Here is a 23,726-nt window from a genome sequence, read left to right as displayed (position 1 = left end):
AAAGTATGAAGAACTGGAGAATGCTGATTCTTGGTGTGGCGATAACCGCTAACACTGCGTTCGCAGCCCCACAGGTGGTCGATAAAGTTGCCGCAGTCGTCAATAACGGCGTGGTGCTGGAGAGTGACGTGGACAACATGATGCGCACGGTGAAATCCCAGGCGCAGCAGGCCGGTCAGCAATTACCCGATGACAAAACGTTGCGTCATCAGATCCTTGAACGCCAGGTCATGGATAACATCATTCTGCAGATGGGCGAGAAAGCCGGGCTGCAGGTTAGCGATCAGCAGCTGGATCAGGCCATTCAGAACATCGCCGCGCAAAACCGCATGTCGGTTGATCAGCTGCGCAGTCGTCTGGCCTATGATGGCATGAACTACAGCGATTACCGCACGCAGATCCGCAAAGAGATGCTGATCTCCGAAGTGCGTAACAATGAAGTACGCCGTCGCGTCACCATTCTGCCGCAGGAAGTGGACACGCTGGCCGCCCAGATTGGCTCGCAGAACACGCAGGGCACCGAACTGAACATCAGCCAGATTCTGCTGCCGCTGCCGGAGAACCCGACGCAGCAGCAGGTCGATGACCAGGAGGCGCTGGCGCGTCAGCTGGTGGGTGAGCTCAAGGGCGGTGCCGACTTTGGCAAACTCGCGGTAACTTACTCTGCCGATCCGCAGGCGCTGAAAGGCGGCAATATGGGCTGGGGTAAAATCGAAGAGCTGCCAACGCTGTTCTCGCAGGCGCTGAGCACCGCGAAGAAAGGCGATATCGTCGGCCCGATTCGTTCCGGTGTGGGCTTCCACATCCTGAAAGTGAACGATCTGCGCGGCGAGAGCAAAAACATTTCGGTGACTGAAGTCCATGCCCGCCATATTCTGCTGAAGCCATCGCCGATTCTCAGCGACGATCAGGCACGCCAGAAGATTGAGCAGATCGCAGCGGATATCAAAAGCGGTAAAACCACCTTTGCCGCCGCGGCTAAGCAGTTCTCTGACGATCCGGGTTCCGCTAACCAGGGCGGCGATCTTGGCTGGGCGTCTCCGGACATCTACGATCCGGCCTTCCGCGATGCGCTGCTGAAGCTGCAGAAAGGCCAGGTCTCTGCGCCGGTGCACTCCTCTTTTGGCTGGCACCTGATTCAACTGCTGGACAGCCGCCGGGTGGACAAAACTGACGCCGCGCAGAAAGAGCGCGCTTACCGTCTGCTGTTCAACCGCAAGTTTGCGGAAGAAGCGCAAACCTGGATGCAGGAACAGCGCGCCAGCGCCTATGTGAAAATTCTGGATGGCAATGCACAGTAACGCCCGCGTCGTGATCACCCCCGGCGAGCCCGCCGGGATTGGCCCCGATCTCACCGTTCAGCTGGCACAGCAAAACTGGCCGGTTGAACTGGTGGTCTGTGCTGACGGCAACATGCTGCGTCAGCGCGCCGCCCTGCTCGGTCTGCCGCTGACGCTGCACGACTATCAGCCTGAGCGCCCGCCACAGCCGCAGCAGGCGGGTACTCTGACGCTGCTGCAGGTGGATACGGCCGCGGCGGTCACGCCCGGCGAGCTGAACGTTGCGAACGGCCACTCTGTACTGAATACCCTGGCGCGTGCCTGCGATGGCTGCCTGGCCGGAGAGTTCGCCGCGCTGATCACCGGGCCGGTGCATAAGGGCGTAATCAACGATGCCGGTATGCCCTTCACCGGCCACACTGAGTTTTTTGCCGAGCGCGCCGGTGGCGACCGCGTGGTAATGATGCTGGCGACCGAAGCGCTGCGGGTGGCCCTGGCGACTACGCACCTGCCGCTGAAAGATGTGTCGGCGGCGATCACACGCGACAGCCTGCATGAAGTGATCACCATTCTGCACCAGGATTTACAGCGGAAGTTTGGCCTGCCGCATCCGCACATCTTTGTCTGCGGCCTGAATCCGCACGCGGGCGAGAGCGGCCACATGGGCCGCGAAGAGATTGACACCATCATACCGGCGCTCGACGAACTGCGTCAGCGCGGTATCCAGCTCACCGGCCCGCTACCGGCCGATACGCTGTTTCAGCCTAAATATCTGCAGCATGCCGATGCCGTTCTGGCGATGTATCACGACCAGGGCCTGCCGGTGCTAAAATTTCAGGGGTTTGGCCGCGCGGTGAATATCACCCTCGGCCTGCCCTTTATCCGGACATCTGTTGACCACGGTACCGCGCTGGAACTGGCGGGACTGGGCAAAGCCGAACCGGGCAGCTTTATCACGGCGCTTAATCTCGCCATCACTATGATCAAGAGCAGTAATGAATAATCGCGTCCATCAGGGGCATTACGCCCGTAAACGTTTCGGGCAGAACTTCCTGAACGATCAGTACATTATCGACAGCATTGTCTCCGCTATTCACCCGCAGAAAGGGGAAGCGCTGGTGGAGATTGGTCCCGGCCTGGGTGCCTTAACCGAGCCGGTAGGCGAACGCCTGGATGCGCTGACCGTGGTAGAGCTGGACCGCGATCTTGCCGTGCGTTTGCAGACCCACCCGTTCCTCGGCCCTAAGCTGACCATTTATCAGCAGGACGCCATGACCTTTGATTTCTCGGCGCTGGCGCAGGAGAAGGGTCAGCCGCTGCGCGTATTTGGTAATCTGCCTTACAACATTTCCACGCCGCTGATGTTCCACCTTTTCAGCTATACTGGTTCGATTAAAGACATGCACTTCATGCTGCAGAAAGAGGTGGTGAATCGCCTCGTCGCCGGTCCGGGCAGCAAAGCCTACGGCCGTCTCAGCGTTATGGCACAGTATTACTGTCAGGTTATTCCTGTGCTGGAAGTGCCCCCACACGCTTTTACGCCCCCACCTAAAGTGGATTCCGCGGTGGTGCGTCTGGTGCCGTTCAGCCAGCCGCCGCATCCGGTCAGCGATGTCCGCCTGCTGAGCCGTATCACCACCGAAGCCTTTGGCCAGCGCCGTAAAACACTGCGCAACAGCCTGGGCCATCTGTTCACGGCCGGTGCGCTGGATGAACTGAATATTGATGCCTCGCTGCGTGCGGAAAACGTCACCGTGGCGCAGTATTGTCAGCTGGCCAACTGGCTTGGCAATCATCAGGCAGAGACTGCGGAGAACTGAGTGCATGAGTGAAATGGCCCGCGTTTGTGTCCACGTGCTGAGTCAGTACGTGGAGTCGCAATCCTCTCCTGAAGAGGATCGTTACGTGTTTGCCTACACCATCACTGTCCGGAATCTTGGACGCAACAGCGTACAGCTGCTCAGCCGCTACTGGCTGATCACCAACGGCAATGGCCGTGAGACGGAAGTCCAGGGTGAAGGTGTGGTGGGCGAACAGCCGCACATCGCGCCGGGCAGCGAATTCCAGTACACCAGCGGCGCGATTCTCGAAACGCCGATGGGCACCATGCAGGGGCACTACGTGATGGTTGACGCGGAAGGCGAATCGTTCCGCGTGGAAATCCCGGTGTTCCGCCTCGCCGTACAAACCCACATTCACTAATTCCTCTCCGCCCGGCCTGTCCGGGCGGCGCGTTTTATCGGACTGATGTTAATGAGCACATACCTGATTGGCGATATTCACGGCTGTTATGACGAGCTTCGCGCCCTGCTGGCGCAGGTGGATTTTGATCCGCAGCAGGACGAACTGTGGCTGACCGGCGACCTGGTGGCGCGCGGCCCCGGTTCGCTGGAGGTGCTGCGCTATGTGAAATCGCTCGGCGACTGCGTACGCATGGTACTCGGTAACCATGACCTGCATCTGCTGGCGGTGTTTGCCGGTATCAGCCGCAATAAGCCCAAAGATCGCCTCACGCCGCTGCTGGAAGCTGAGGATGCTGATGAGCTGATTAACTGGCTGCGCCGCCAGCCGCTGCTGCAGGCCGATGAGGAGAAAAAGCTGCTGATGGCTCATGCCGGTATCACGCCGCAGTGGGACCTGGAGACCGCCAGGATGTGCGCGCGCGAAGTGGAAGCGGTGCTCTCCAGCGACAGCTATCCGCTGTTTCTCGATGCCATGTACGGCGATATGCCTAACAACTGGACGCCGGAGTTAAGCGGCCTGGCACGCCTGCGCTTCAGCACCAACGCGCTGACGCGGATGCGTTTCTGCTTCCCGAACGGTCAGCTGGATATGATCTGTAAAGACGCGCCGGACTCTGCCCCGCCGCCGCTGAAGCCATGGTTCAACGTTCCGGGCAAAATCAGCAGCGACTATACGCAAATTTTTGGTCACTGGGCTTCACTTGAGGGTAAAGGAACGCCAGCCCATGTGATTGGCCTTGATACCGGCTGCTGCTGGGGCGGCACGCTGACGCTGCTGCACTGGGAAACCGGGCGCTATTATACTCAGGCTTCCAATCGCGATCGGGCAACGACCGGCAGTATGGCCACGGCGCCTGCCCCGCTGGATGATGCCTGAGAATAAAAAAGCCCTGCACGCTGGCAGGGCTTTTTTTCAGCAGCCGCGTCGCATCATCCGCGACGGCGGTCCAGAATCTCAAAACAGTAGCTGTGGGAGTTTTGCGCGTCCGCATCGTGAAACTCACTGAAGGTTGACTGCCACTCGTCCGGCTCGTAATCCGGGAACTGCGTATCCCCTTCCACTTCGGCATCAATGTGTGTCAGATAAAGCCGGTCGGCGCGCGCCAGCATCTGCGCATAGATGCGTCCGCCACCAATCACCATGATCTCTTCCGCTTCACCCGCCGCCTCGATCGCCGCTTCCAGCGACGTCACCCAGGTCACGCCCGCCTGGGTACCCGGTTTGCTGCTTACCACAATGTTGAGCCGTCCCGGTAACGGGCGCCCAATGGATTCAAAAGTCAGACGGCCCATGATGACCGGCTTATTCAGCGTATTGCGTTTGAACCATGCGAGGTCCGCTGGCAGGTTCCACGGCATGGCGTTTTCCATACCAATAATGCGATCCGCAGCCAGTGCCGCGATCAAACTAATCATGTTAAAAGACCCACAGGGAAAAAATTGGCGCAATGATACGTAAAGGCGAAACTTTCGTCGATAGGGCGACCCTGCTATTTGCGTAAAGCCCGCATGCCACCGCATTTTGTAGCCAGGGCAGAGTTTTACTCCGTCTTTCCGCCCGTTAACGGAAAGAGCCGCCACCGGGGCCAGGTGAAACCACACAACTCAGGGTAATGATGCGGGGCTGCGTCATCCTCTGTAAAGAAAAGCCGCCGGCCACCAAAGAAAACGGCCCCCGCAGGAGCCGTTAATCTTAACGTCAGAAATCGTAGCGCAGGCGCACCAGATTGACGTTGCCCAGCGATTTGTCGGTGCTGGAGGTGATGACATATTCGTAATCGACGCGGAAGCCGTAATCCAGCTGCGCGCTCACCCCGACACCGTTGTCGATACGCTTGTAGTTACGTCCGTTGACGAACTCCAGACGATCGCCCATCACGTAAGGCTGGACGGATTTCACCGCATACTGGCCAATCGGGAATTTGTAACCGGCGAAGTATTCAACGCCCCATGCGTCGTCCGCAAAGTAGTTGCTGACGCTGTTCTGCTTCGTTGGAGAGTAGTTCTGATACCAGCCGGCACCTGCTGACAGCGTCCAGTTATCCGGCGTCCAGCTTAATGCGGTGCCGTAGATATTCTGGTCGTAGCGCTTGCTGTCGCCATTGCCCGGATTGCGCATATCCGCCCGGGTATAGTTCCACGCGGTGCCCCAGGCGAGATCTTTGCTGATGTGGTAATTCACACCCAGCGAGCCACCGCCATTACGCTTGTAGCGCAGGCCGTTACCCGGCAGGTATTCATTATCAGCAAACAGGTAGGCGGCATAGACATCTGCGGCACCGAAGGTGTTTTTATACTTCAGCATCTTGCGTGAACGGTAGGAGCCGTCATAGTCACCGTTAATGCCATTGCCCGGTGCCTGGGCCAGCATGTCGTAATCCCAGATGTCGGTTTTCGCGCCGACCACATCGTAGTACACGCTATTCTGCTGACCAAAGTAGAGCTCGCCCAGCGTGGCACTTTTGAAGCCGGTATAGAGCTGGCGGCGGCTGGTGTTATTGGCGTCACGCTTGTAGTGGTGATCCCAGTCCCACCACGCCGGGAAGTTAACGCCCAGCTCGTAATAACCGACCCAGCTGACGTCATCAAACAGAGAGTAATTCGCGGTGAAACGGAAGCGCGAACCGCCATCGTAGCCGTTACGCTTGTAGGATTTGTCGTTAACGCCATTCTGATGCATGAACTGCGGACGAATGCTGCCGCCCACTTTGAAATCAAGACGGCTGAGCGGCGCGCCCGCCTGCGGATCCTGCTTCAGCAGGGTAATTTCGGCCTGGCTGGCCAGTGGCGCCGCGGCCAGCAGGGCCGCAACTGCGCTGAGAGTGAAAGCACGCATTTTCATTATTTATTCCCGGTTAAGGTGAAAGCCCTATGTTGAGCACGCGGCATAGTACGTTGGGCCGGCCGGGAGACTATTTATAATTTTGTGCGATTATTCTTAAATGTAAATATTGCAGCATTAATTGCTAAAACTTATGTCAAATCTTACTTTTGTCCGCCAGTCGACCGGCTTTATTCCCGGCAGGCAAAAAAAAACGGCCCCCGCAGGAGCCGTTTATCAGGCTTCACATCCCGTTTCAGCCTTTGATTTGCGCGTGCATCTCCTGCACGGAAATCACCTTTTCCGTTGGATCCGCATTCAGCGCCATGGCGGTGGCGAAACCGCCATTCAGGGTGGTGTCGTAATGCACTTTATACTGCAGGGCGCTGCGGCGAATCAGTTTGGAATCTTCAATCGCCTGACGGCCTGCGGTGGTGTTAACGATGTAGGTGTACTCCCCGTTTTTCAGGCGATCCTGAATGTGCGGGCGCCCCTCATGCACCTTGTTCACCAGGCGCGGATTGATACCGGCTTCACCCAGCACCACGGCAGTACCGTGCGTCGCGTCCAGCTCGAAACCAAACTTCTGCAGTTTCGCGGCCAGATCGACAATGCGCTTCTTGTCGCCTTCACGCACTGACAGCAGCGCACGGCCGCTTTTCTTCATGTTGCTCTGCGCGCCCAGCATCGCTTTGGCAAAGGCTTCGGCAAAGGTGCGGCCCACGCCCATCACTTCACCGGTGGAGCGCATTTCCGGCCCCAGAATCGGGTCAACGCCCTGGAACTTGTTAAACGGCAGCACCACTTCTTTTACCGAGTAGTAAGGCGGGATCACCTCTTCGGTCACGCCCTGCTCCGCCAGCGTTTTGCCCGCCATGACGCGCGCGGCGACTTTCGCCAGCGGCACGCCGGTGGCTTTGGACACAAACGGCACGGTACGCGCGGCACGCGGGTTCACTTCAATCAGGTAAACCTCGTTGTCCTTCACCGCGAACTGCACGTTCATCAGGCCGCGTACGTTCAGTTCAAAAGCCAGCTTTTCCACCTGCTGACGCATAACGTTCTGGATATCGGTGCTCAGCGTATAAGCAGGCAGCGAACAGGCTGAGTCACCGGAGTGCACGCCCGCCTGTTCGATGTGTTCCATAATGCCGCCAATCAGCACGCGTTCACCGTCGCAGATGGCGTCAACGTCAACTTCGACCGCATCATCCAGGAAGCGATCCAGCAGAACCGGCGCATCGTTAGAGACCGATACCGCGGTCTGGAAGTAGCGCTTCAGGTCAACTTCATCGTAGACGATTTCCATTGCGCGTCCGCCCAGCACATAGGAAGGACGCACCACCAGCGGATAGCCGATACCGACCGCTTTTTCCACCGCCTGCTCCAGCGTCGTCACGGTGGCGTTGGCCGGCTGCTTCAGGCTCAGGCGCTCAACCGCCTGCTGGAAGCGCTCACGGTCCTCCGCACGGTCAATGGCATCCGGGCTGGTGCCGATGACCGGCACGCCTGCTGCTTCCAGCGCGCGCGCCAGTTTCAGCGGCGTCTGGCCGCCGTACTGTACAATGACGCCTTTTGGCTGCTCGATGCGTACGATTTCCAGCACGTCTTCCAGCGTCACCGGCTCAAAGTAGAGGCGATCGGAGGTATCGTAGTCGGTTGAAACGGTTTCCGGGTTACAGTTCACCATAATGGTTTCGTAACCGTCTTCGCGCAGCGCCAGTGCGGCATGCACGCAGCAGTAGTCAAATTCAATGCCCTGACCGATACGGTTTGGCCCGCCGCCCAGCACCATGATTTTGTCACGGCCGTGGGTTGGATTTGCTTCGCACTCTTCTTCATAAGTGGAGTACATATAGGCGGTATCGGTGGCAAACTCAGCGGCGCAGGTGTCCACGCGTTTATAAACCGGGTGCAGGTTGTACTGCTGACGCAGCTTACGGATTTCGCCTTCTGCCACACCCGCCAGCGCGGCCAGACGTGCATCGGCAAAGCCCTTGCGCTTCAGCGCACGCAGGAAGGCCGCGTCCAGCGCGTTGACGCCTTCGCGCGCAACCTGCTCTTCCAGGCGCACCAGCTCTTCAATCTGCACCAGGAACCAGCGGTCAATGTTGGTGAGGTTAAACACGCCGTCCACTGACATCCCGGCACGGAACGCGTCGGCGATGTACCAGATACGGTCCGAACCTGCATCTTTCAGCTCGCGACGGATACGCGTCAGCGCATCGGCATCGTCAAGGTTCACTTTCGGGTCAAAGCCGTTCGCGCCCACTTCCAGTCCGCGCAGGGCTTTCTGCATCGACTCCTGGAAGGTGCGGCCAATCGCCATCACTTCCCCGACCGATTTCATCTGCGTGGTCAGGCGATCGTTGGCGCCGGCGAACTTCTCGAAGTTGAAGCGTGGGATTTTGGTCACGACGTAGTCGATAGAGGGTTCAAACGACGCCGGCGTACGACCACCGGTGATGTCATTCATCAGTTCATCAAGGGTAAAGCCCACCGCCAGTTTCGCCGCGACTTTGGCAATCGGGAAGCCGGTGGCTTTTGACGCCAGTGCCGAAGAACGTGACACGCGCGGGTTCATCTCAATCACAATCAGACGGCCGTCCTTCGGGTTGACCGAGAACTGCACGTTGGAGCCACCGGTTTCCACGCCAATTTCACGCAGTACCGCCAGTGAGGCGTTACGCATGATTTGGTACTCTTTATCGGTCAGGGTCTGCGCCGGCGCGACGGTAATGGAGTCGCCGGTGTGAATGCCCATGGCGTCAAAGTTTTCGATCGAGCAGACGATGATGCAGTTATCGTTCTTATCACGCACCACTTCCATCTCATACTCTTTCCAGCCAATCAGCGACTCATCAATCAGCAACTCATTGGTGGGCGACAGGTCCAGGCCGCGCTCGCAAATCTCTTCAAACTCTTCACGGTTATACGCGATACCGCCGCCAGTGCCACCCATGGTAAAGGACGGACGAATAATGCACGGGAAGCCGACCTCTTCTGCCACTTTCAGTGCTTCTTCCATGGTATGAGCGATACCAGAGCGGGCAGTATCCAGACCGATACTCTTCATCGCCACGTCAAAACGACGGCGATCTTCGGCTTTATCAATGGCATCCGCGGTGGCACCAATCATGGTGACACCAAACTCTTCCAGTACGCCCTGGCGTTCCAGCTCCAGCGCACAGTTCAGCGCCGTCTGGCCGCCCATGGTAGGCAGCACGGCATCCGGACGCTCTTTTTCAATGATTTTGCGCACCACTTCCCAGTGGATCGGCTCAATGTAGGTCGCATCGGCCATTTCCGGGTCGGTCATAATGGTCGCCGGGTTGGAGTTCACCAGAATGACGCGGTAGCCCTCTTCGCGCAGCGCTTTACACGCCTGCGCACCGGAGTAGTCAAATTCACATGCCTGGCCAATCACAATCGGGCCAGCGCCAAGGATCAGGATGGATTTTATGTCAGTACGTTTTGGCATCGTGGGCTCCTGATTACTTCGCGTGAGAACGGTAAGCTTCGATCAGTTCGATAAAGTGATCGAACAGCGGCGCCGCATCGTGCGGGCCTGGGCTGGCTTCCGGGTGTCCCTGGAAGCTGAAAGCCGGTTTGTCGGTGCGGTGAATGCCCTGCACCGTCTGGTCAAACAGCGAAACGTGCGTGACGCGCAGGTTGGCCGGCAGGTTGCTGTCATCCACGGCAAAACCGTGGTTCTGTGCAGTGATCATCACCCTGTTGTTATCAAGGTCTTTCACCGGATGGTTGCCGCCGTGGTGGCCCAGCTTCATCTTCACGGTTTTTGCCCCGCTGGCCAGCGCCAGCAGCTGGTGGCCAAGGCAGATGCCGAACACCGGAATCTCGGTTTGCAGAAACGCCTGGATGGCGCGGATGGCGTAATCACAGGGCTCCGGATCGCCAGGGCCGTTTGACAGGAAAATGCCGTCCGGATTGAGCGCCAGAACGTCTTCCGCCGGCGTCTGTGCCGGTACCACCGTCAGGCGGCAGCCGCGATCCACCAGCATACGCAGGATGTTGCGTTTTGCGCCGTAGTCATAGGCCACCACATGGAACGGCAGCGAATCTGCGCGCTGCTGCTCCGGCAGGCCGGCTTTCAGCGTCCAGCTGCCCTGCTGCCAGGCGTAGGTTTCTGCGGTTGTCACTTCTTTTGCCAGATCCATGCCTTTCAGGCCAGGAAACGCCTGTGCCTTTTGCAGCGCCAGCGCAGCATCCGGATTATCACCGGCAATAATGCAGCCATTCAGCGCGCCTTTTTCGCGCAGCAGACGGGTCAGCTTACGGGTATCGATATCGGCAATGCCCACAATGTTATTGCGCTGCAGATACGCTGACAGGCTCTCTTCACTGCGGAAGTTACTGGTAATCAGCGGCAGGTCGCGAATCACGAGGCCCTGAGCATGGATTTGACTGGATTCTTCATCGGCGGCGTTAGCACCAACATTGCCGATATGGGGATAAGTAAGGGTGACGATCTGGCGGGAATAGGAGGGATCAGTGAGGATTTCTTGATAACCGGTCATTGACGTGTTGAAAACGACCTCCCCCACTGCCGATCCCGTTGCCCCGATGGCCCGACCGTGGAATTGGGTTCCGTCTTCCAGAACCAAGAGCGCTGACTTAATCAAAACATCCTCCAGGGAATAAACAGTCACAATATCTGCATATTAATTCAAAATACTGCCCTGAATCAACGTAAAAACCGCCTGACTGCTCGATTTTTGGCAAATTGCGCGCATTCTAATGATCGACCTGCTTATTGTCTACCCTGAGGGGCTATTTTTTTGTGTTTTTCGGGCCTCTGAAGGTAAAAAAGCGAACCAGGCACCAAAAGAGAGAAGTATCACGGGGAAATAATCGGTTGCCTGACTGAAATAACCGAAAAATGTTCGGTCAGGACAGTTAATTTTGACCAAATGGTCAAAATTGGCGTTAAGTAAGCTCTATACACGAGGAAAACATGTAAAAATAACAATCTCATAAATAAAAATAAGCGTAACTGCATTTAATGCATAAAATAAAGGGCAATGATCACATTGCCCTTGTCAATCAACGCATTAATGATTGAAATCACCACATCACGATGGCTCAACACACTTATCAGTTTGTCAGATTCAGCACATCACGCATATCATAAAGCCCGCTTTTACGCGACATAACCCACTCCGCAGCCTTAACGGCACCTTTTGCAAAGGTCATGCGACTGGAAGCCTTGTGCGTAATCTCCACACGTTCGCCAATATCAGCAAACATCGCCGTATGCTCACCAACGATATCGCCGGCACGCACGGTGGCAAAGCCAATTGTCTGCGCTTTGCGCTCACCGGTATGACCTTCCCGGGCGTACACGGCGTGCTCATCCAGCTTCCACTTCATCGCGTCGGCAATCGCTTCCCCCATCGCCAGCGCGGTGCCGGAAGGGGCATCGACTTTATGACGATGATGCGCTTCGGTAATTTCGATATCGGCGTAGTCCCCCATCACCTTTGCTGCCTGCTGCAGCAGGTTCAGCACCAGATTCACCCCGACGCTGAAGTTAGCCGCAAACACAATACCGATGTCATCGGCAGCGGCACGAATCGCCGCTTTACCTGCCTCATCAAAGCCGGTGGTGCCGATCACCATTGCCTTCCGGTGCTGACGACAGAACGCCAGATACTCCAGCGTGCCTTCCGGACGGGTAAAATCAATCAGCACGTCAAAATCATCGACTACGCTCAGCAGATCGTCGGTGATGATCACGCCGGTTTTCCCAATACCCGCCAGTTCGCCGGCATCCACGCCCAGCAGCGAAGCGCCGCTGCGTGCCAGTGCCGCTCCCAGCGTAACGCCTTCCGCCTGGTGTACGGCCTCAATCAGATTGCGTCCCATGCGACCCGGTGCGCCCACAATAGCAATGCGGATTTCACTCATATTTATTCATTCCTGATACAAAACTATGCATGCAAAGCGTAAACAGGTTAACGGTCAGATAACCGTCACGCCACAATAAAAAAGGGATATAAGAATTTCACGACAGCCCTGGTGCATTATCAGTAAAAGCAATCCTGCCCGCGGCGGGGCGGATAACAGATAAAGAAAAGGCCGAACTGCGTCGGCCTGTTGATTATGCTGATAAACCTTTACTGCACCTCGCGCACATCCACGCGCAGCTCTTTCGGCACTTCAAAGACAATGTTCTCTTCGCGGCCAATCAGCTCAACGGCGGCATCACCGCCCAGTTCACGCAAACGCTGAATCACCTGCTGCACCAGAATATCCGGTGCGGACGCGCCGGCGGTGACACCGATGCATTTTACGCCGGTCACCCACTCTTCCTGAATGTCATCTGCTGAATCAATCAGCTTCGCCAGACGCCCGGCACGCTGTGCCAGCTCCGCCAGGCGGTTGGAGTTGGATGAATTTTTTGAGCCAACCACCAGCACCACTTCTGCATCCTGAGCCAGCACGCGCACGGCTTCCTGACGGTTAGTGGTGGCGTAGCAGATATCGTCTTTGCGTGGCCCGATAATGGCCGGAAAGCGCTGGCGCAGCGCGTCAATGACGTCTGAGGTATCGTCGACGGACAGGGTGGTCTGCGTCATGAAGCACAGGTTGTTCTCATCTTTTACCGTCAGCTTAAACACGTCCTCCGGTGACTCCACCAGATACATGCCACCGTTGGGGTTGCTGTACTGCCCCATGGTCCCTTCCACTTCCGGATGGCCGGCATGACCGATCAAAATCGCTTCTACCCCTTTACGGCTGGCGCGTGCCACTTCCATATGCACCTTGGTCACCAGCGGACAGGTGGCGTCGAACAGCATCGTCAGGCTGCGCGCTTTGGCTTCCGCGCGAACCGCCTGAGATACACCGTGGGCAGAGAAGATCAGAATCGCGTTATCCGGCACTTCGCTGATCTCTTCGATAAAGATGGCCCCGCGCTCGCGCAGGCTACTGACCACATAACGGTTATGCACCACTTCATGGCGCACATAGATGGGCGCGCCATACATCTCCAGCGCGCGCTCAACAATACTGATAGCGCGGTCCACGCCTGCGCAGAAACCGCGGGGGTTAGCTAACAGGATTTGCATCGCCTGCCTCCAGCGCCGGATTAACCTCCAGCACCTCAATGTCAAAAGTAATTCGCTGGCCGGCCAGCGGATGGTTAAAGTCTACGGTGATCGAATCGCCCGAGACTTCCCGGATAACGCCAGGCATTTCGCTGCCACCGATGCCGGTGAACAGCATAATCGTGCCCACTTCCGGCTCACCCGCATCAATAAAGTCACGACGCGAGAAATACTGGATCAGGTCCGGACTGGCCGCGCCAAATGCCTCTTCCGGCGCCAGCGTAAACGTATGCCGATCGCCCGCCTGCCGTCCCAGCAGCTCCTGCTCCAGCCCGGCTGACAGGCTGCCATCGCCCAGACGAAACAGCGCGGGCTTGCCATTGGCGCGCGTGGATTCGGCGGTTGAGCCATCTTCCAGCTTAAGTGTGAAGTGCACCAGCAGCGCGCTATCGCGCTGGACTTTCTCTGACATGACTTACCCTTTTTTCTGTCTGTCGTGGTTTTCCGTCCGGTCACTACAGTACAAAGCCTGACCCCTGCTGGCGTCAGGCTTGCGACCGGTAATTTACGTCCGAAAACGCACTATTTCTGCAGCGCTTTTTTACTGCCGGGGCTGAGAAACCCTTCCAGCACCACCAGCGCCGCACCGATGCAGATTCCGCAATCGGCGATGTTGAAGGTGGCGAAGTGCCAGTCACCGATGTAGAAGTCGATAAAATCGACCACGAAACCGTGCCAGGCGCGATCAAACAGGTTTCCCAGCGCCCCGCCAATAATCAGCGCGTAGGCAATGTTTGTGAGCTTATTGCTGACGTGGTTGCGATACATCATCACCACCAGCGCCACGACGATGGCAATCGCGATACCCGCGAAGAACCAGCGCTGCCAGCCGCCTTTGTCCGCCAGGAAACTGAACGCTGCGCCGTAGTTATGCGCGTAGAACAGATTCAGAAACGGCATCAGCGGCTGCGTTTCGTGCAGCATCATGTTGTTCATGATCCACTGTTTGCTGGCGAAGTCGATGACGATCACCACCAGCACCACCCACAACCAGCGCAATCCGGTAGAGCCAGGTTTGTTCATCAGGCAAACTTCCGCGCTTCGCCGTTGCCGGCTACGTTGGTATAGCAACGTCCGCAGATCGCCGCATGCTCCGGGTTCTGGCCGACGTCGGTAGTGTAATGCCAGCAGCGCGGGCATTTCTCGCCTTCTGCTTTATGCAGCGCAATTTTCAGACCTTTTAACAGCTCACTCTGCTGCGCTTCGTCGCTGGCCGTCACGTAGTCGGCCACGATCGCGCCCGAGGTCAGCAACACAAAACGCAGCTCATCGCCCAGCGCCTGCAGCTTCGCTGCCAGCCCGGCATCAGCGTACAGCGTCACGCTGGCTTCCAGCGCGCCGCCAATGCGTTTGTCGCTGCGCGCCTGCTCGATCACTTTGTTGACTTCGCTACGCACTTTCAGCAGCTCTGCCCAGTAAGCATCATTCAGCGCTTCGTTGTCTGCCAGACCAAACAGGCCTTCGTACCACTCTTCGGTAAAGACATACGGCGCACGCTCGCCCGGCAGGTAGCCCCAGATTTCATCTGCGGTAAAGGACATGATCGGTGCCATCCAGCGTACCAGCGCTTCTGCGATATGCCACAGTGCGGTCTGGCAGCTGCGACGGGCCAGGCTATCGCCCTTCGCGGTGTACTGACGATCTTTGATCACATCCAGATAGAACGAGCCCATCTCAATGGAGCAGAAGTGCATCAGACGCTGCACCACTTCGTGGAAATCGTAGTTTTCATAGGAGTGTACGATGTCCTGCTGCGCTGCCAGCGCACGCCCAACCGCCCAGCGGTCCACCACCACCATCTCTTCCGGGCTGACGCAATCGGTCGCCGGATTAAAGCCCGCCAGGTTTGCCAGCAGGAAGCGCGCGGTGTTACGGATACGACGATAGCTGTCAGCAGCACGCTTGAGGATTTCGTCGGAAACCGCCATCTCGCCTGAGTAGTCGGTTGAAGCCACCCACAGGCGCAGAATATCGGCGCCCAGTTTGTCCATGACGTCCTGCGGCGCGACGGTGTTGCCGATGGATTTCGACATTTTGCGGCCCTGACCGTCCACGGTGAACCCGTGCGTCAGTACCTGACGATAAGGCGCTTTGCCTTTCATCGCCGTGGAGATCATCAGGGAAGACATAAACCAGCCGCGGTGCTGGTCCGATCCTTCCAGATACATATCTGGCGCATGTCCTTCAAACTCCGGACGTGCGTCAACCACCGAGAAGCTGGTGGAGCCGGAATCGAACCAGACATCCAGCGTATCCGGCACTTTGACATAGCTGTCAGCGTCGTCACCCATCAGATCGCGCGGGTCGAGATCCCACCAGGCCTGAATGCCGTCCTGCTCCACACGCTGCGCCACTTTTTCCATCAGCGCCAGCGTGTCCGGATGCAGCTGCTCGGTCTCTTTATGCACGAACAGCGCCATCGGCACGCCCCAGGTACGCTGACGTGAGATACACCAGTCCGGACGGTTCGCCACCATGGCCTCGATACGCGCCTGGCCCCAGTCCGGAATCCACTGCACGCCTTTGATCTCTTTCAGCGACTGCGCACGCAGCCCCTGCTGATCCATGCTGATAAACCACTGCGGGGTCGCACGGAAGATGATCGGCGTTTTGTGACGCCAGCAGTGCGGGTAGCTGTGCAGCAGTTTTTCGACGTGCAGCAGCGCGCCCTTCTCCTGCAGCAGCGCCACGATCATGTCGTTGGCTTTAAAGACGTTGACTCCGTCCAGCGTGGGATAGGTGCCTGGCAGGTAAGTGCCGTCCGGTCCTACCGGGTTCGCGGTTTCGATACCATATTTCTGACCAATCACATAGTCGTCAGGGCCGTGGCCTGGCGCGGTGTGCACCGCACCGGTACCGGCGTCCAGCGTCACGTGATCGCCCAGCACGACTTTTGACTGGATGTGAGACAGGAACGGATGCTGGAACAGCTGCAGTTCCAGCGCCGCGCCTTTGCTTTCGCCCAGTACCGTCCATTCGCTGATGCCGGCGCGCTTCATCACGCTCTCAACCAGGTCTTTCGCCAGAATCAGGCTGCGACCGTCGATCTGTACCAGCTGGTAATCAAATTCAGGGTGCAGTGAGATGGCGCGGTTGGCCGGCATGGTCCACGGCGTGGTGGTCCAGATCACCAGCGACACCGGGCCTTCGGAGGTCGCAACGCCAAACTTCGCGCGGACCGCGTCTGCGTCCAGCGCATTAAACATCACATCAATGGAGGGCGAGGTTTTGTCGTAATATTCTACTTCCGCTTCGGCCAGCGCAGAGCGGCAATCCATGCACCAGTGCACCGGCTTCGCACCTTTGTGCAGGTGGCCATTGCCGATGATTTTACCCAGCGCGCGAATGATGTTGGCTTCAGTCTGGAAATTCATCGTCAGATAGGGACGATCCCAGTCGCCCAGCACGCCCAGGCGGATAAAGTCTTTCTTCTGACCTTCCACCTGCTCTGCGGCGTAATTGCGGCAGGCTTCACGGAACGCTGCCGCGCTGACTTTCTCGCCCGGCTTGCCGATCATCTGCTCAACTTTGTGCTCAATCGGTAAGCCGTGGCAGTCCCAGCCTGGAACATAGGGCGAATCGTAGCCCGCCATGCCTTTCGACTTAACGATAATGTCTTTCAGAATCTTGTTAACTGAGTGACCAATATGAATGCTGCCGTTCGCATAAGGAGGGCCATCATGCAGGATAAAGGTTTTTTTCCCTTTTTTTGCGGCGCGGATGATGCCGTACAGGTTGTCATCATACCAGCGTTGCAGCATTGCCGGTTCGCGTTTGGCCAGATCGCCACGCATCGGGAACCCCGTTTCCGGCAAATTCAGGGTAGATTTATAGTCACTCATCAGATTCTCGGTTCCGTATTTCGGTCATTAAACCGGTGTTTGTAGCCCAAAAAATTGGCGGGCCGTCACCACATCTTTCGCAATTTGTTCTTTCAGCGCGTCCAGCGATGTGAAACGCTGTTCGTCGCGAATCTTCCGTTTCAGCACCACGTCAATATGGCGCCCATAGAGATTCATATGTGTATCAAGCAGGTGAACTTCAAGCTGCTGACGCAGACCTTTTACCGTTGGACGTGTGCCAATGTTTGCCACCCCCGGCACCGGACTGTCGCCCAGGCCAAGCACTTCCACCGCAAATACGCCTTTAACCGGCGTCACCGTGCGGCGTAGCGGAAGATTCGCGGTAGGGAAACCGATGGTGCGTCCCAGTGCATCACCGTGCACGACGCGGCCTGAAATGCTGAACGGATGGCCAAGCAGCCGCTGCGCCTGCGCAAAATCATCCTGCGCCAGCGCCTGACGTACCGCGGTGCTGCTGATACGTTCGCCGCCATCACAATAGGTCTGGGTGCTGATGACCTCAAAGCCATACTCCGCACCGGCCTTCTGTAATAACAGGAAATCCCCCTGGCGACCAGCGCCAAAGCGGAAATCGTCACCGACCGCGAGGAATTTGACGTTGAGCCGGTTCACCAGCAGCTCACTGATGAAGCTTTGCGCCGAATGGGCGGCAAAGCGGCGATCAAAGCGCACGCACAAAACCGCATCGACGCCGGCCTGCTCAAGGTATTTCAGCTTTTCCCGCAGACGCGTAATGCGCGCCGGGGCTTTGTCGCCGGCAAACAGCTCCAGCGGCTGGGGTTCAAAAAGCATCACCACCACCGGCAGGTTGCGTTGGCGTCCTTCGGCAATCAATTCCGCCATCAGCGCCTGGTGGCCGCGATGTACGCCATCAAAATTACCAATCGTCAGGACGCAGCCGCGATGCTGCTGTTTCAGATTATAGATACCGCGGATTAACTTCATGGCTGACTCAAACCGGTGGAAATCGGCGGATTATACCCTTGAATAGCGTTAAGGTTAACCCGTCTGCGTGCCTTTCCTGCTTCTGGTGCGGCGAATCGGCGTGCCGCTGGCGGCTCAGGGACATTCTGAAGAATTTTGTCGCGAAATACTGTATTCAGCGCGGGGTTGCTGGTAGAATCTTGCGCCATCAATTACGTAAGCGGGTGTCGTGGTTAAAACGACGCTTTATTGCACAAATCCATTGACAAAAGAAGGCGCAAAAGGCATAGTCCTCGGCCTTTGATTTGTCCATATAGAACACATTTGGGAGTTGGACCTTGGCTAATATCAAATCAGCTAAGAAACGCGCCGTAACATCTGAGAAACGTCGCAAGCAAAACGCGAGCAACCGTTCTATGATGCGTACTTTCATCAAGAAAGTATACGCGGCTATCGCAACCGGCGACAAAGCTGCTGCGCAGAACGCATTCAACGAAATGCAACCAATCGTGGACCGTCAGGCTGCTAAAGGTCTGATCCACAAAAACAAAGCTGCACGTCATAAAGCAAACCTGACTGCTCAGATCAACAAACTGGCTTAATCGCCCGTCTGTTTATCGCTTTGTTAAAAGAACCGGCGCTTAGCCGGTTTTTTTACGCCTGCCGATCGCCGGAAAAATAAAGGAGGCTCGCGCCTCCTTTGTGCTGTGTTATTCAGCGCAGCTTTATCCGCAGCAGTACAAAACCGATGACCGCAGACAGCAGCGATCCGCTGAGTATCCCGAGTTTCGAGAAGGTCACCAGTTGCTCATGCGCGGCATCAAATGCCAGCGAGCTGATAAAGATCGACATGGTGAACCCGATGCCACACAGCACGCCGATGGCCATGATATCGCGTATCGTTGTCCCGCCCGGCAGCGCTGCCAGCCGCAGTTTCACCGCCAGCCAGCAGAACAGGGTAATCCCTAACGGTTTGCCGATTAACAGGCCGAGAATGATGCCCAGCGGCTCGGGAGAGAGAACATCGCCGAAAGTAATGCCGCTGAGTGAAATGCCGGCATTGGCGAAAGCGAACAGCGGCAGAATCAGCCAGTTCACCCATGGCATCAGGCCGTGCGCCAGATGTTCCGCCGGCGAATGCCCCTCTTTCTCTTCCAGCGGGACAAAGAATCCGACAATCACGCCCGCCAGCGTGGCATGGACACCGGATTTCAGCACCGCGGTCCACAGCACGATCCCCACCAGCATATAGATAGCGATATTGCGCACGCCACAGCGATTAAGGATTGCCAGCAGGACAATTGCGCCGGCGGCCACGCTGAGCGACAGCACCGAAAGATCGCTGGTATAGAACAGCGCGATAATCACGATGGCACCGAGGTCATCAATGATCGCCAGCGCCATCAGAAAAACTTTCAGCGCGGCCGGTACGCGGCTGCCCAGCAGTGCCAGTACGCCAAGTGCGAACGCGATATCAGTCGCCGTCGGAATCGCCCAGCCGTTGCGGGCAATGTCATTATCATGGTTAAACAGCAGAAAAATGATTGCTGGTGCCACCATGCCGCCGAGCGCGGCAATGACGGGAAAAATGGCGCGATCGCGGCTGGCAAGCTCCCCGGTGATCAGCTCACGCTTCACCTCCAGGCCAATCAGCAAAAAGAACAGCGCCATCAGCGCATCGTTAATCCACAGCAGCAGATTTTTGCTGATATCCAGCGCACCAAAACGGATCTGTACCGGTTCGGCGAGTAAAGCCTGATAGCCTTGCGCAGTCGAGGCGTTATTGGCAAGGATCATGGCCGCGACGGCCGCGAGAATCAGCACGATGCCATTGCTGGCGTCGCTTTCGATAAAGCTTTTCAGCAAGCTTCGGAGACTACGGGGTTTGTTCACAACTCCTCCTGAGTGAGACAATTTTGCCCGGTAGTTTAGCGGTGGTGATCCCTTGTTAAAAGCAACTTGTCATTTGTTTACAGCCGCTGTGCGCTGGCTGGCAGAAATCCGCTTGCCGGGTACCAAAGAACATAAACTGGCGCGATAGCCAAAAAAAAGCGGAGAGTCGCCTCTCCGCTTTTTGTTACCTTAGCCGGCTGAATCAGCGCGTCAGGTCATCAAAGAACTTTTTCACGCCGTCAAAGAAGCTTTTGGAACGCGGGCTGTTCTTTTCACCCGTTGGTCCGCCAAAGCTCTCTTCCAGCTCGCGCAGCAGCGCTTTCTGTTTGTCGCTCAGGCTCACTGGCGTCTCCACCACGACCCGGCACAGCAGATCCCCTACCGCACCACCGCGGACCGATTTCACGCCTTTACCGCGCATGCGGAACAGCTTACCGGTCTGGGTCTCTGCGGGGACTTTCAGCTTCACGCGACCATCCAGCGTCGGCACTTCAATCTCACCGCCCAGCGCCGCCATCGCGAAGTTAATCGGCACTTCACAGTAGAGGTTATTCTCTTCACGTTCAAAGATAGGGTGTTTTTTCACCGAAACCTGAACATACAGATCGCCAGCAGGTGCCCCGTGTTCGCCCGCTTCGCCTTCGCCGCTGAGACGGATGCGATCGCCGGTATCCACGCCCGCCGGGATTTTCACCGACAGCGTTTTCTGGCGCTCCACGCGTCCATGACCATGACAGGCGTTGCACGGATCTTTAATCACCGAGCCGCGGCCATGACAGGTCGGACACGCCTGCTGAACGGTGAAAAAGCCCTGACGCATCTGCACCTGGCCAGCACCGTGACAGGTTGGACAGGTTTGCGGCTGGGTTCCCGCTTTGGCACCGCTGCCGTGGCAGACATCACACTCTTCCAGCGTTGGAATGCGGATCTCTTTGGTCACGCCGCGTACCGCTTCTTCCAGCGTCAGTTCCATGTTGTAGCGTAAATCGGCGCCGCGTGAGGCGCGCTGACGGCGTCCTCCACCAAAAATGTCGCCGAACACGTCGCCAAAGATATCGCTGAAGTCAGCCCCGCCGCCGCCGAAGCCGCCACCAAAGCCGCCGCCACCGCCGCCCTGTTCAAAGGCTGCATGACCGTACTGGTCATAGGCCGCACGCTTCTGCGCATCGGTCAGGATTTCGTAGGCTTCCTTAACCTCTTTAAATTTGGCTTCGGCTTCTTTATCGCCCGGGTTGCGGTCCGGGTGATACTTCATCGCCAGGCGCTTATATGCCTTCTTAATTTCGCGCTCGTCGGCGGATTTTGAGACGCCTAAGATCTCGTAAAAATCACTCTTAGCCATATTTCTTCTGCCCTTAACATGATCGCACGGGCGTGGAGAGATCTCCGACGCCCGTGCTGGTTTCAACGGCTGTCAGGCCAGCCGTCGCGCCCGGTCAGGGGCAATTATTTTTTGTCTTTCACTTCTTCGAATTCAGCGTCGACAACGTCGTCATCTTTCTTCGCTGACGCATCACCTGCATCGGCGGCGCCCGCCTGTGCCTGCTGCTGCGCCAGTTCCATCAGCTTGCTGGACACTTCCATCAGCGCCTGCATTTTGGCTTCGATTTCCGCTTTATCTTCGCCTTTCAGCGCGGTGTTCAGCTCGGTCAGCGCAGATTCGATAGGTGCTTTGTCTTCCGCTGACAGTTTGTCACCCGCTTCATCCAGCTGCTTGCGGGTGCTGTGCGCAATCTGGTCGCCCTGGTTGCGCGTCTGCACCAGCTCTTCGAATTTACGGTCAGACTCGGCGTTAGCTTCCGCGTCACGAACCATTTTTTCGATCTCTTCCTCGTTCAGACCGGAAGAGGCTTTGATGGTGATTTTCTGCTCTTTGCCGCTGTTCTTGTCTTTCGCAGACACGTGCAGAATACCGTCAGCATCGATGTCGAAGGTAACTTCGATCTGTGGCATACCGCGTGGCGCCGGCTGAATACCATCAAGGTTGAACTGGCCCAGAGATTTGTTATCGCTGGAGCGCTTACGCTCACCCTGCAGCACGTGAATGGTCACAGCTGACTGGTTATCTTCCGCCGTTGAGAACACCTGGCTGTGCTTGGTCGGAATCGTGGTGTTCTTGTTGATCAGCGCAGTCATTACGCCGCCCATGGTTTCGATACCCAGAGACAGCGGGGTCACGTCCAGCAGCAGAACGTCTTTCACGTCACCGGCCAGTACACCACCCTGAACCGCAGCGCCTACAGCAACGGCTTCATCCGGGTTAACGTCTTTGCGCGGCTCTTTGCCGAAGAACTCAGACACTTTCGCCTGAACCATTGGCATACGCGTCTGACCACCCACCAGGATGACATCATTGATGTCAGAGACAGACAGTCCGGCATCCTGCAGCGCCACTTTCAGCGGCTCAATTGAACGGGTAACCAGATCTTCTACCAGTGACTCCAGTTTTGCGCGGGTCACTTTGATGTTCAGGTGCTTAGGACCGGTCGCGTCTGCCGTGATGTAAGGCAGGTTTACGTCGGTCTGCTGCGCAGAAGAGAGTTCGATTTTCGCTTTCTCTGCGGCTTCTTTCAGGCGCTGCATTGCCAGCGGATCGTTGTGCAGATCGATGCCCTGATCTTTCTTGAACTCTGCAACCAGATAGTTAATCAGACGGCTGTCGAAGTCTTCACCACCCAGGTGGGTATCACCGTTGGTTGCCAGTACTTCGAAGGTTTTTTCGCCGTCAACATCATCAATTTCAATGATGGAGATATCAAAGGTACCGCCGCCCAGGTCATAAACCGCGATGGTGCGGTTACCCTGGCCTTTATCCAGGCCGTACGCCAGCGCCGCTGCCGTGGGTTCGTTGATGATGCGTTTCACGTCCAGACCCGCGATACGGCCGGCATCTTTGGTTGCCTGACGCTGCGCATCGTTAAAGTAAGCCGGAACCGTGATGACCGCTTCAGTCACTGGCTCACCGAGGAAATCTTCCGCGGTTTTCTTCATCTTTTTCAGCACTTCTGCAGAAATCTGCGGCGGTGCCATTTTCTGGCCTTTCACATCCAGCCACGCGTCACCGTTATCAGAACCGATGATTTTGTACGGCATGATTTTGATATCGCGCTGTACTTCTTCGTCCTGGAAACGACGACCAATCAGGCGTTTGATAGCAAACAGGGTATTCTGCGGGTTTGTTACCGCCTGACGTTTAGCCGGTTGACCGACCAGTGTTTCGCCATCCCCGGTATATGCAATGATTGACGGCGTGGTGCGATCGCCTTCGGCGTTTTCAAGCACACGTGCTTTACCACCGTCCATAATCGCCACACATGAGTTGGTTGTACCCAGGTCAATACCAATAATCTTACCCATCTAAACGTCTCCCACTTAAATTCTTAGTTAGTTTGGGTTGTGAAGCAGATGTGCGGTCTCTCTGACCACTTTCAACTGCTGAAGCAGGCTTTTTTTTGCTGCCTCACAACGCTCGATGACAACTAAATGGGGCCGCTTCGAAGCGCATCAAGGGTTAAAACTAAAAAAATTTTTGAATTGTTCATCCGCCGCGATTAACTACCCGATCTGATGGC

The 23,726-nt window shown here is 56.8% G+C and carries 19 protein-coding genes; 6 read left to right on the top strand and 13 right to left on the bottom strand.

Annotated features, from left to right (window positions below):
• Positions 1-5 precede the first annotated feature (5 nt).
• Genes surA through apaH form a run of 5 tightly spaced genes read left to right on the top strand, consistent with a single transcriptional unit; the run spans position 6 to position 4,400 of the window.
• The gene (surA, locus tag D8B20_RS03145; RefSeq protein WP_145887030.1) at positions 6-1,301 is read left to right on the top strand and encodes a peptidylprolyl isomerase SurA; all 1,296 of its coding nucleotides are present in this window, start codon (positions 6-8) and stop codon (positions 1,299-1,301) included.
• A complete protein-coding gene (gene pdxA / locus D8B20_RS03140) occupies positions 1,291-2,283 on the top strand; it encodes a 4-hydroxythreonine-4-phosphate dehydrogenase PdxA (protein WP_145887028.1) in 993 nt (330 codons plus the stop codon). The genes surA and pdxA overlap by 11 nt, the downstream gene beginning before the upstream one ends.
• The gene (gene rsmA / locus D8B20_RS03135; RefSeq protein WP_145887026.1) at positions 2,276-3,100 is read left to right on the top strand and encodes a 16S rRNA (adenine(1518)-N(6)/adenine(1519)-N(6))-dimethyltransferase RsmA; all 825 of its coding nucleotides are present in this window, start codon (positions 2,276-2,278) and stop codon (positions 3,098-3,100) included. Before pdxA ends, rsmA begins: the two co-directional genes overlap by 8 nt.
• Before the next feature lie 4 nt (positions 3,101-3,104).
• Positions 3,105-3,482: a Co2+/Mg2+ efflux facilitator ApaG/CorD gene (gene apaG, locus D8B20_RS03130; RefSeq protein WP_145887024.1), complete on the top strand. Its 378-nt coding sequence runs from the start codon at positions 3,105-3,107 to the stop codon at positions 3,480-3,482.
• Between the two features lie 51 nt (positions 3,483-3,533).
• The gene (apaH, locus tag D8B20_RS03125) at positions 3,534-4,400 is read left to right on the top strand and encodes a bis(5'-nucleosyl)-tetraphosphatase (symmetrical) ApaH (protein ID WP_145887022.1); all 867 of its coding nucleotides are present in this window, start codon (positions 3,534-3,536) and stop codon (positions 4,398-4,400) included.
• Positions 4,401-4,453: 53 nt separating this feature from the next.
• On the opposite strand, the gene folA is transcribed toward apaH, so the two are convergent.
• The 10 genes from folA to ribF all read right to left on the bottom strand — a co-directional run bounded on the left by folA (position 4,454) and on the right by ribF (position 18,282).
• Positions 4,454-4,939 (bottom strand): type 3 dihydrofolate reductase, encoded by a 486-nt coding sequence (gene folA, locus D8B20_RS03120; protein WP_145887020.1) that lies wholly within the window; start codon positions 4,937-4,939, stop codon positions 4,454-4,456.
• Between the two features lie 283 nt (positions 4,940-5,222).
• Positions 5,223-6,365, bottom strand: a complete 1,143-nt coding sequence (locus D8B20_RS03115) for a porin (protein WP_145887019.1) — start codon at positions 6,363-6,365, stop codon at positions 5,223-5,225.
• A gap of 235 nt (positions 6,366-6,600) precedes the next feature.
• The gene (carB, locus tag D8B20_RS03110) at positions 6,601-9,825 is read right to left on the bottom strand and encodes a carbamoyl-phosphate synthase large subunit (RefSeq protein WP_145887016.1); all 3,225 of its coding nucleotides are present in this window, start codon (positions 9,823-9,825) and stop codon (positions 6,601-6,603) included.
• A gap of 13 nt (positions 9,826-9,838) precedes the next feature.
• A complete protein-coding gene (gene carA / locus D8B20_RS03105; RefSeq protein WP_145887014.1) occupies positions 9,839-10,987 on the bottom strand; it encodes a glutamine-hydrolyzing carbamoyl-phosphate synthase small subunit in 1,149 nt (382 codons plus the stop codon).
• A gap of 472 nt (positions 10,988-11,459) precedes the next feature.
• Positions 11,460-12,272 carry a 4-hydroxy-tetrahydrodipicolinate reductase gene (gene dapB, locus D8B20_RS03100; protein ID WP_145887012.1) on the bottom strand — a complete coding sequence of 271 codons (813 nt, stop codon included), beginning with the start codon at positions 12,270-12,272 and terminating at the stop codon, positions 11,460-11,462.
• 209 nt (positions 12,273-12,481) lie between these two features.
• Entirely contained in the window at positions 12,482-13,435 is a 954-nt protein-coding gene (ispH, locus tag D8B20_RS03095) for a 4-hydroxy-3-methylbut-2-enyl diphosphate reductase (RefSeq protein ID WP_145887010.1), read from the bottom strand.
• The gene (gene fkpB / locus D8B20_RS03090; RefSeq protein WP_145887008.1) at positions 13,416-13,886 is read right to left on the bottom strand and encodes an FKBP-type peptidyl-prolyl cis-trans isomerase; all 471 of its coding nucleotides are present in this window, start codon (positions 13,884-13,886) and stop codon (positions 13,416-13,418) included. The genes ispH and fkpB overlap by 20 nt, the downstream gene beginning before the upstream one ends.
• A gap of 110 nt (positions 13,887-13,996) precedes the next feature.
• Positions 13,997-14,497 (bottom strand): signal peptidase II, encoded by a 501-nt coding sequence (gene lspA / locus D8B20_RS03085; protein ID WP_145887006.1) that lies wholly within the window; start codon positions 14,495-14,497, stop codon positions 13,997-13,999.
• The gene (gene ileS, locus D8B20_RS03080) at positions 14,497-17,316 is read right to left on the bottom strand and encodes an isoleucine--tRNA ligase (protein WP_145887004.1); all 2,820 of its coding nucleotides are present in this window, start codon (positions 17,314-17,316) and stop codon (positions 14,497-14,499) included. The genes lspA and ileS overlap by 1 nt, the downstream gene beginning before the upstream one ends.
• A gap of 27 nt (positions 17,317-17,343) precedes the next feature.
• The gene (ribF, locus tag D8B20_RS03075) at positions 17,344-18,282 is read right to left on the bottom strand and encodes a bifunctional riboflavin kinase/FAD synthetase (RefSeq protein ID WP_145887002.1); all 939 of its coding nucleotides are present in this window, start codon (positions 18,280-18,282) and stop codon (positions 17,344-17,346) included.
• A 317-nt stretch (positions 18,283-18,599) separates the two neighbouring features.
• On the opposite strand from ribF, the gene rpsT reads away from it, so the two are divergent.
• The gene (gene rpsT, locus D8B20_RS03070) at positions 18,600-18,863 is read left to right on the top strand and encodes a 30S ribosomal protein S20 (protein ID WP_145887001.1); all 264 of its coding nucleotides are present in this window, start codon (positions 18,600-18,602) and stop codon (positions 18,861-18,863) included.
• A 112-nt stretch (positions 18,864-18,975) separates the two neighbouring features.
• Here the strand turns inward: rpsT and nhaA are convergent, their stop codons facing one another.
• The 3 genes from nhaA to dnaK form a co-directional block, all read right to left on the bottom strand.
• Positions 18,976-20,154 (bottom strand): Na+/H+ antiporter NhaA, encoded by a 1,179-nt coding sequence (gene nhaA / locus D8B20_RS03065; RefSeq protein WP_145886999.1) that lies wholly within the window; start codon positions 20,152-20,154, stop codon positions 18,976-18,978.
• Positions 20,155-20,356: 202 nt separating this feature from the next.
• Complete coding sequence (dnaJ, locus tag D8B20_RS03060; protein ID WP_145886997.1) at positions 20,357-21,496, bottom strand: molecular chaperone DnaJ; 1,140 nt, start codon at positions 21,494-21,496, stop codon at positions 20,357-20,359.
• Positions 21,497-21,600: 104 nt separating this feature from the next.
• Positions 21,601-23,511 carry a molecular chaperone DnaK gene (dnaK, locus tag D8B20_RS03055; protein ID WP_145886995.1) on the bottom strand — a complete coding sequence of 637 codons (1,911 nt, stop codon included), beginning with the start codon at positions 23,509-23,511 and terminating at the stop codon, positions 21,601-21,603.
• Positions 23,512-23,726: the final 215 nt, after the last annotated feature.

Origin of the sequence: Candidatus Pantoea soli, assembly GCF_007833795.1 — a bacterium.
Lineage (GTDB): Bacteria > Pseudomonadota > Gammaproteobacteria > Enterobacterales > Enterobacteriaceae > Pantoea > Pantoea soli.
This window is presented reverse-complemented; position numbering and strand designations above follow the sequence as displayed.

Coding starts and splice junctions, on each gene's coding strand:
- surA (WP_145887030.1), top strand. CDS start 6: ATGAAGAACTGGAGAATGCTGATTCTTGGTGTGGCGATAACCGCTAAC.
- pdxA (WP_145887028.1), top strand. CDS start 1,291: ATGCACAGTAACGCCCGCGTCGTGATCACCCCCGGCGAGCCCGCCGGG.
- rsmA (WP_145887026.1), top strand. CDS start 2,276: ATGAATAATCGCGTCCATCAGGGGCATTACGCCCGTAAACGTTTCGGG.
- apaG (WP_145887024.1), top strand. CDS start 3,105: ATGAGTGAAATGGCCCGCGTTTGTGTCCACGTGCTGAGTCAGTACGTG.
- apaH (WP_145887022.1), top strand. CDS start 3,534: ATGAGCACATACCTGATTGGCGATATTCACGGCTGTTATGACGAGCTT.
- folA (WP_145887020.1), bottom strand. CDS start 4,939: ATGATTAGTTTGATCGCGGCACTGGCTGCGGATCGCATTATTGGTATG.
- D8B20_RS03115 (WP_145887019.1), bottom strand. CDS start 6,365: ATGAAAATGCGTGCTTTCACTCTCAGCGCAGTTGCGGCCCTGCTGGCC.
- carB (WP_145887016.1), bottom strand. CDS start 9,825: ATGCCAAAACGTACTGACATAAAATCCATCCTGATCCTTGGCGCTGGC.
- dapB (WP_145887012.1), bottom strand. CDS start 12,272: ATGAGTGAAATCCGCATTGCTATTGTGGGCGCACCGGGTCGCATGGGA.
- ispH (WP_145887010.1), bottom strand. CDS start 13,435: ATGCAAATCCTGTTAGCTAACCCCCGCGGTTTCTGCGCAGGCGTGGAC.
- fkpB (WP_145887008.1), bottom strand. CDS start 13,886: ATGTCAGAGAAAGTCCAGCGCGATAGCGCGCTGCTGGTGCACTTCACA.
- lspA (WP_145887006.1), bottom strand. CDS start 14,497: ATGAACAAACCTGGCTCTACCGGATTGCGCTGGTTGTGGGTGGTGCTG.
- ileS (WP_145887004.1), bottom strand. CDS start 17,316: ATGAGTGACTATAAATCTACCCTGAATTTGCCGGAAACGGGGTTCCCG.
- ribF (WP_145887002.1), bottom strand. CDS start 18,282: ATGAAGTTAATCCGCGGTATCTATAATCTGAAACAGCAGCATCGCGGC.
- dnaJ (WP_145886997.1), bottom strand. CDS start 21,496: ATGGCTAAGAGTGATTTTTACGAGATCTTAGGCGTCTCAAAATCCGCC.
- dnaK (WP_145886995.1), bottom strand. CDS start 23,511: ATGGGTAAGATTATTGGTATTGACCTGGGTACAACCAACTCATGTGTG.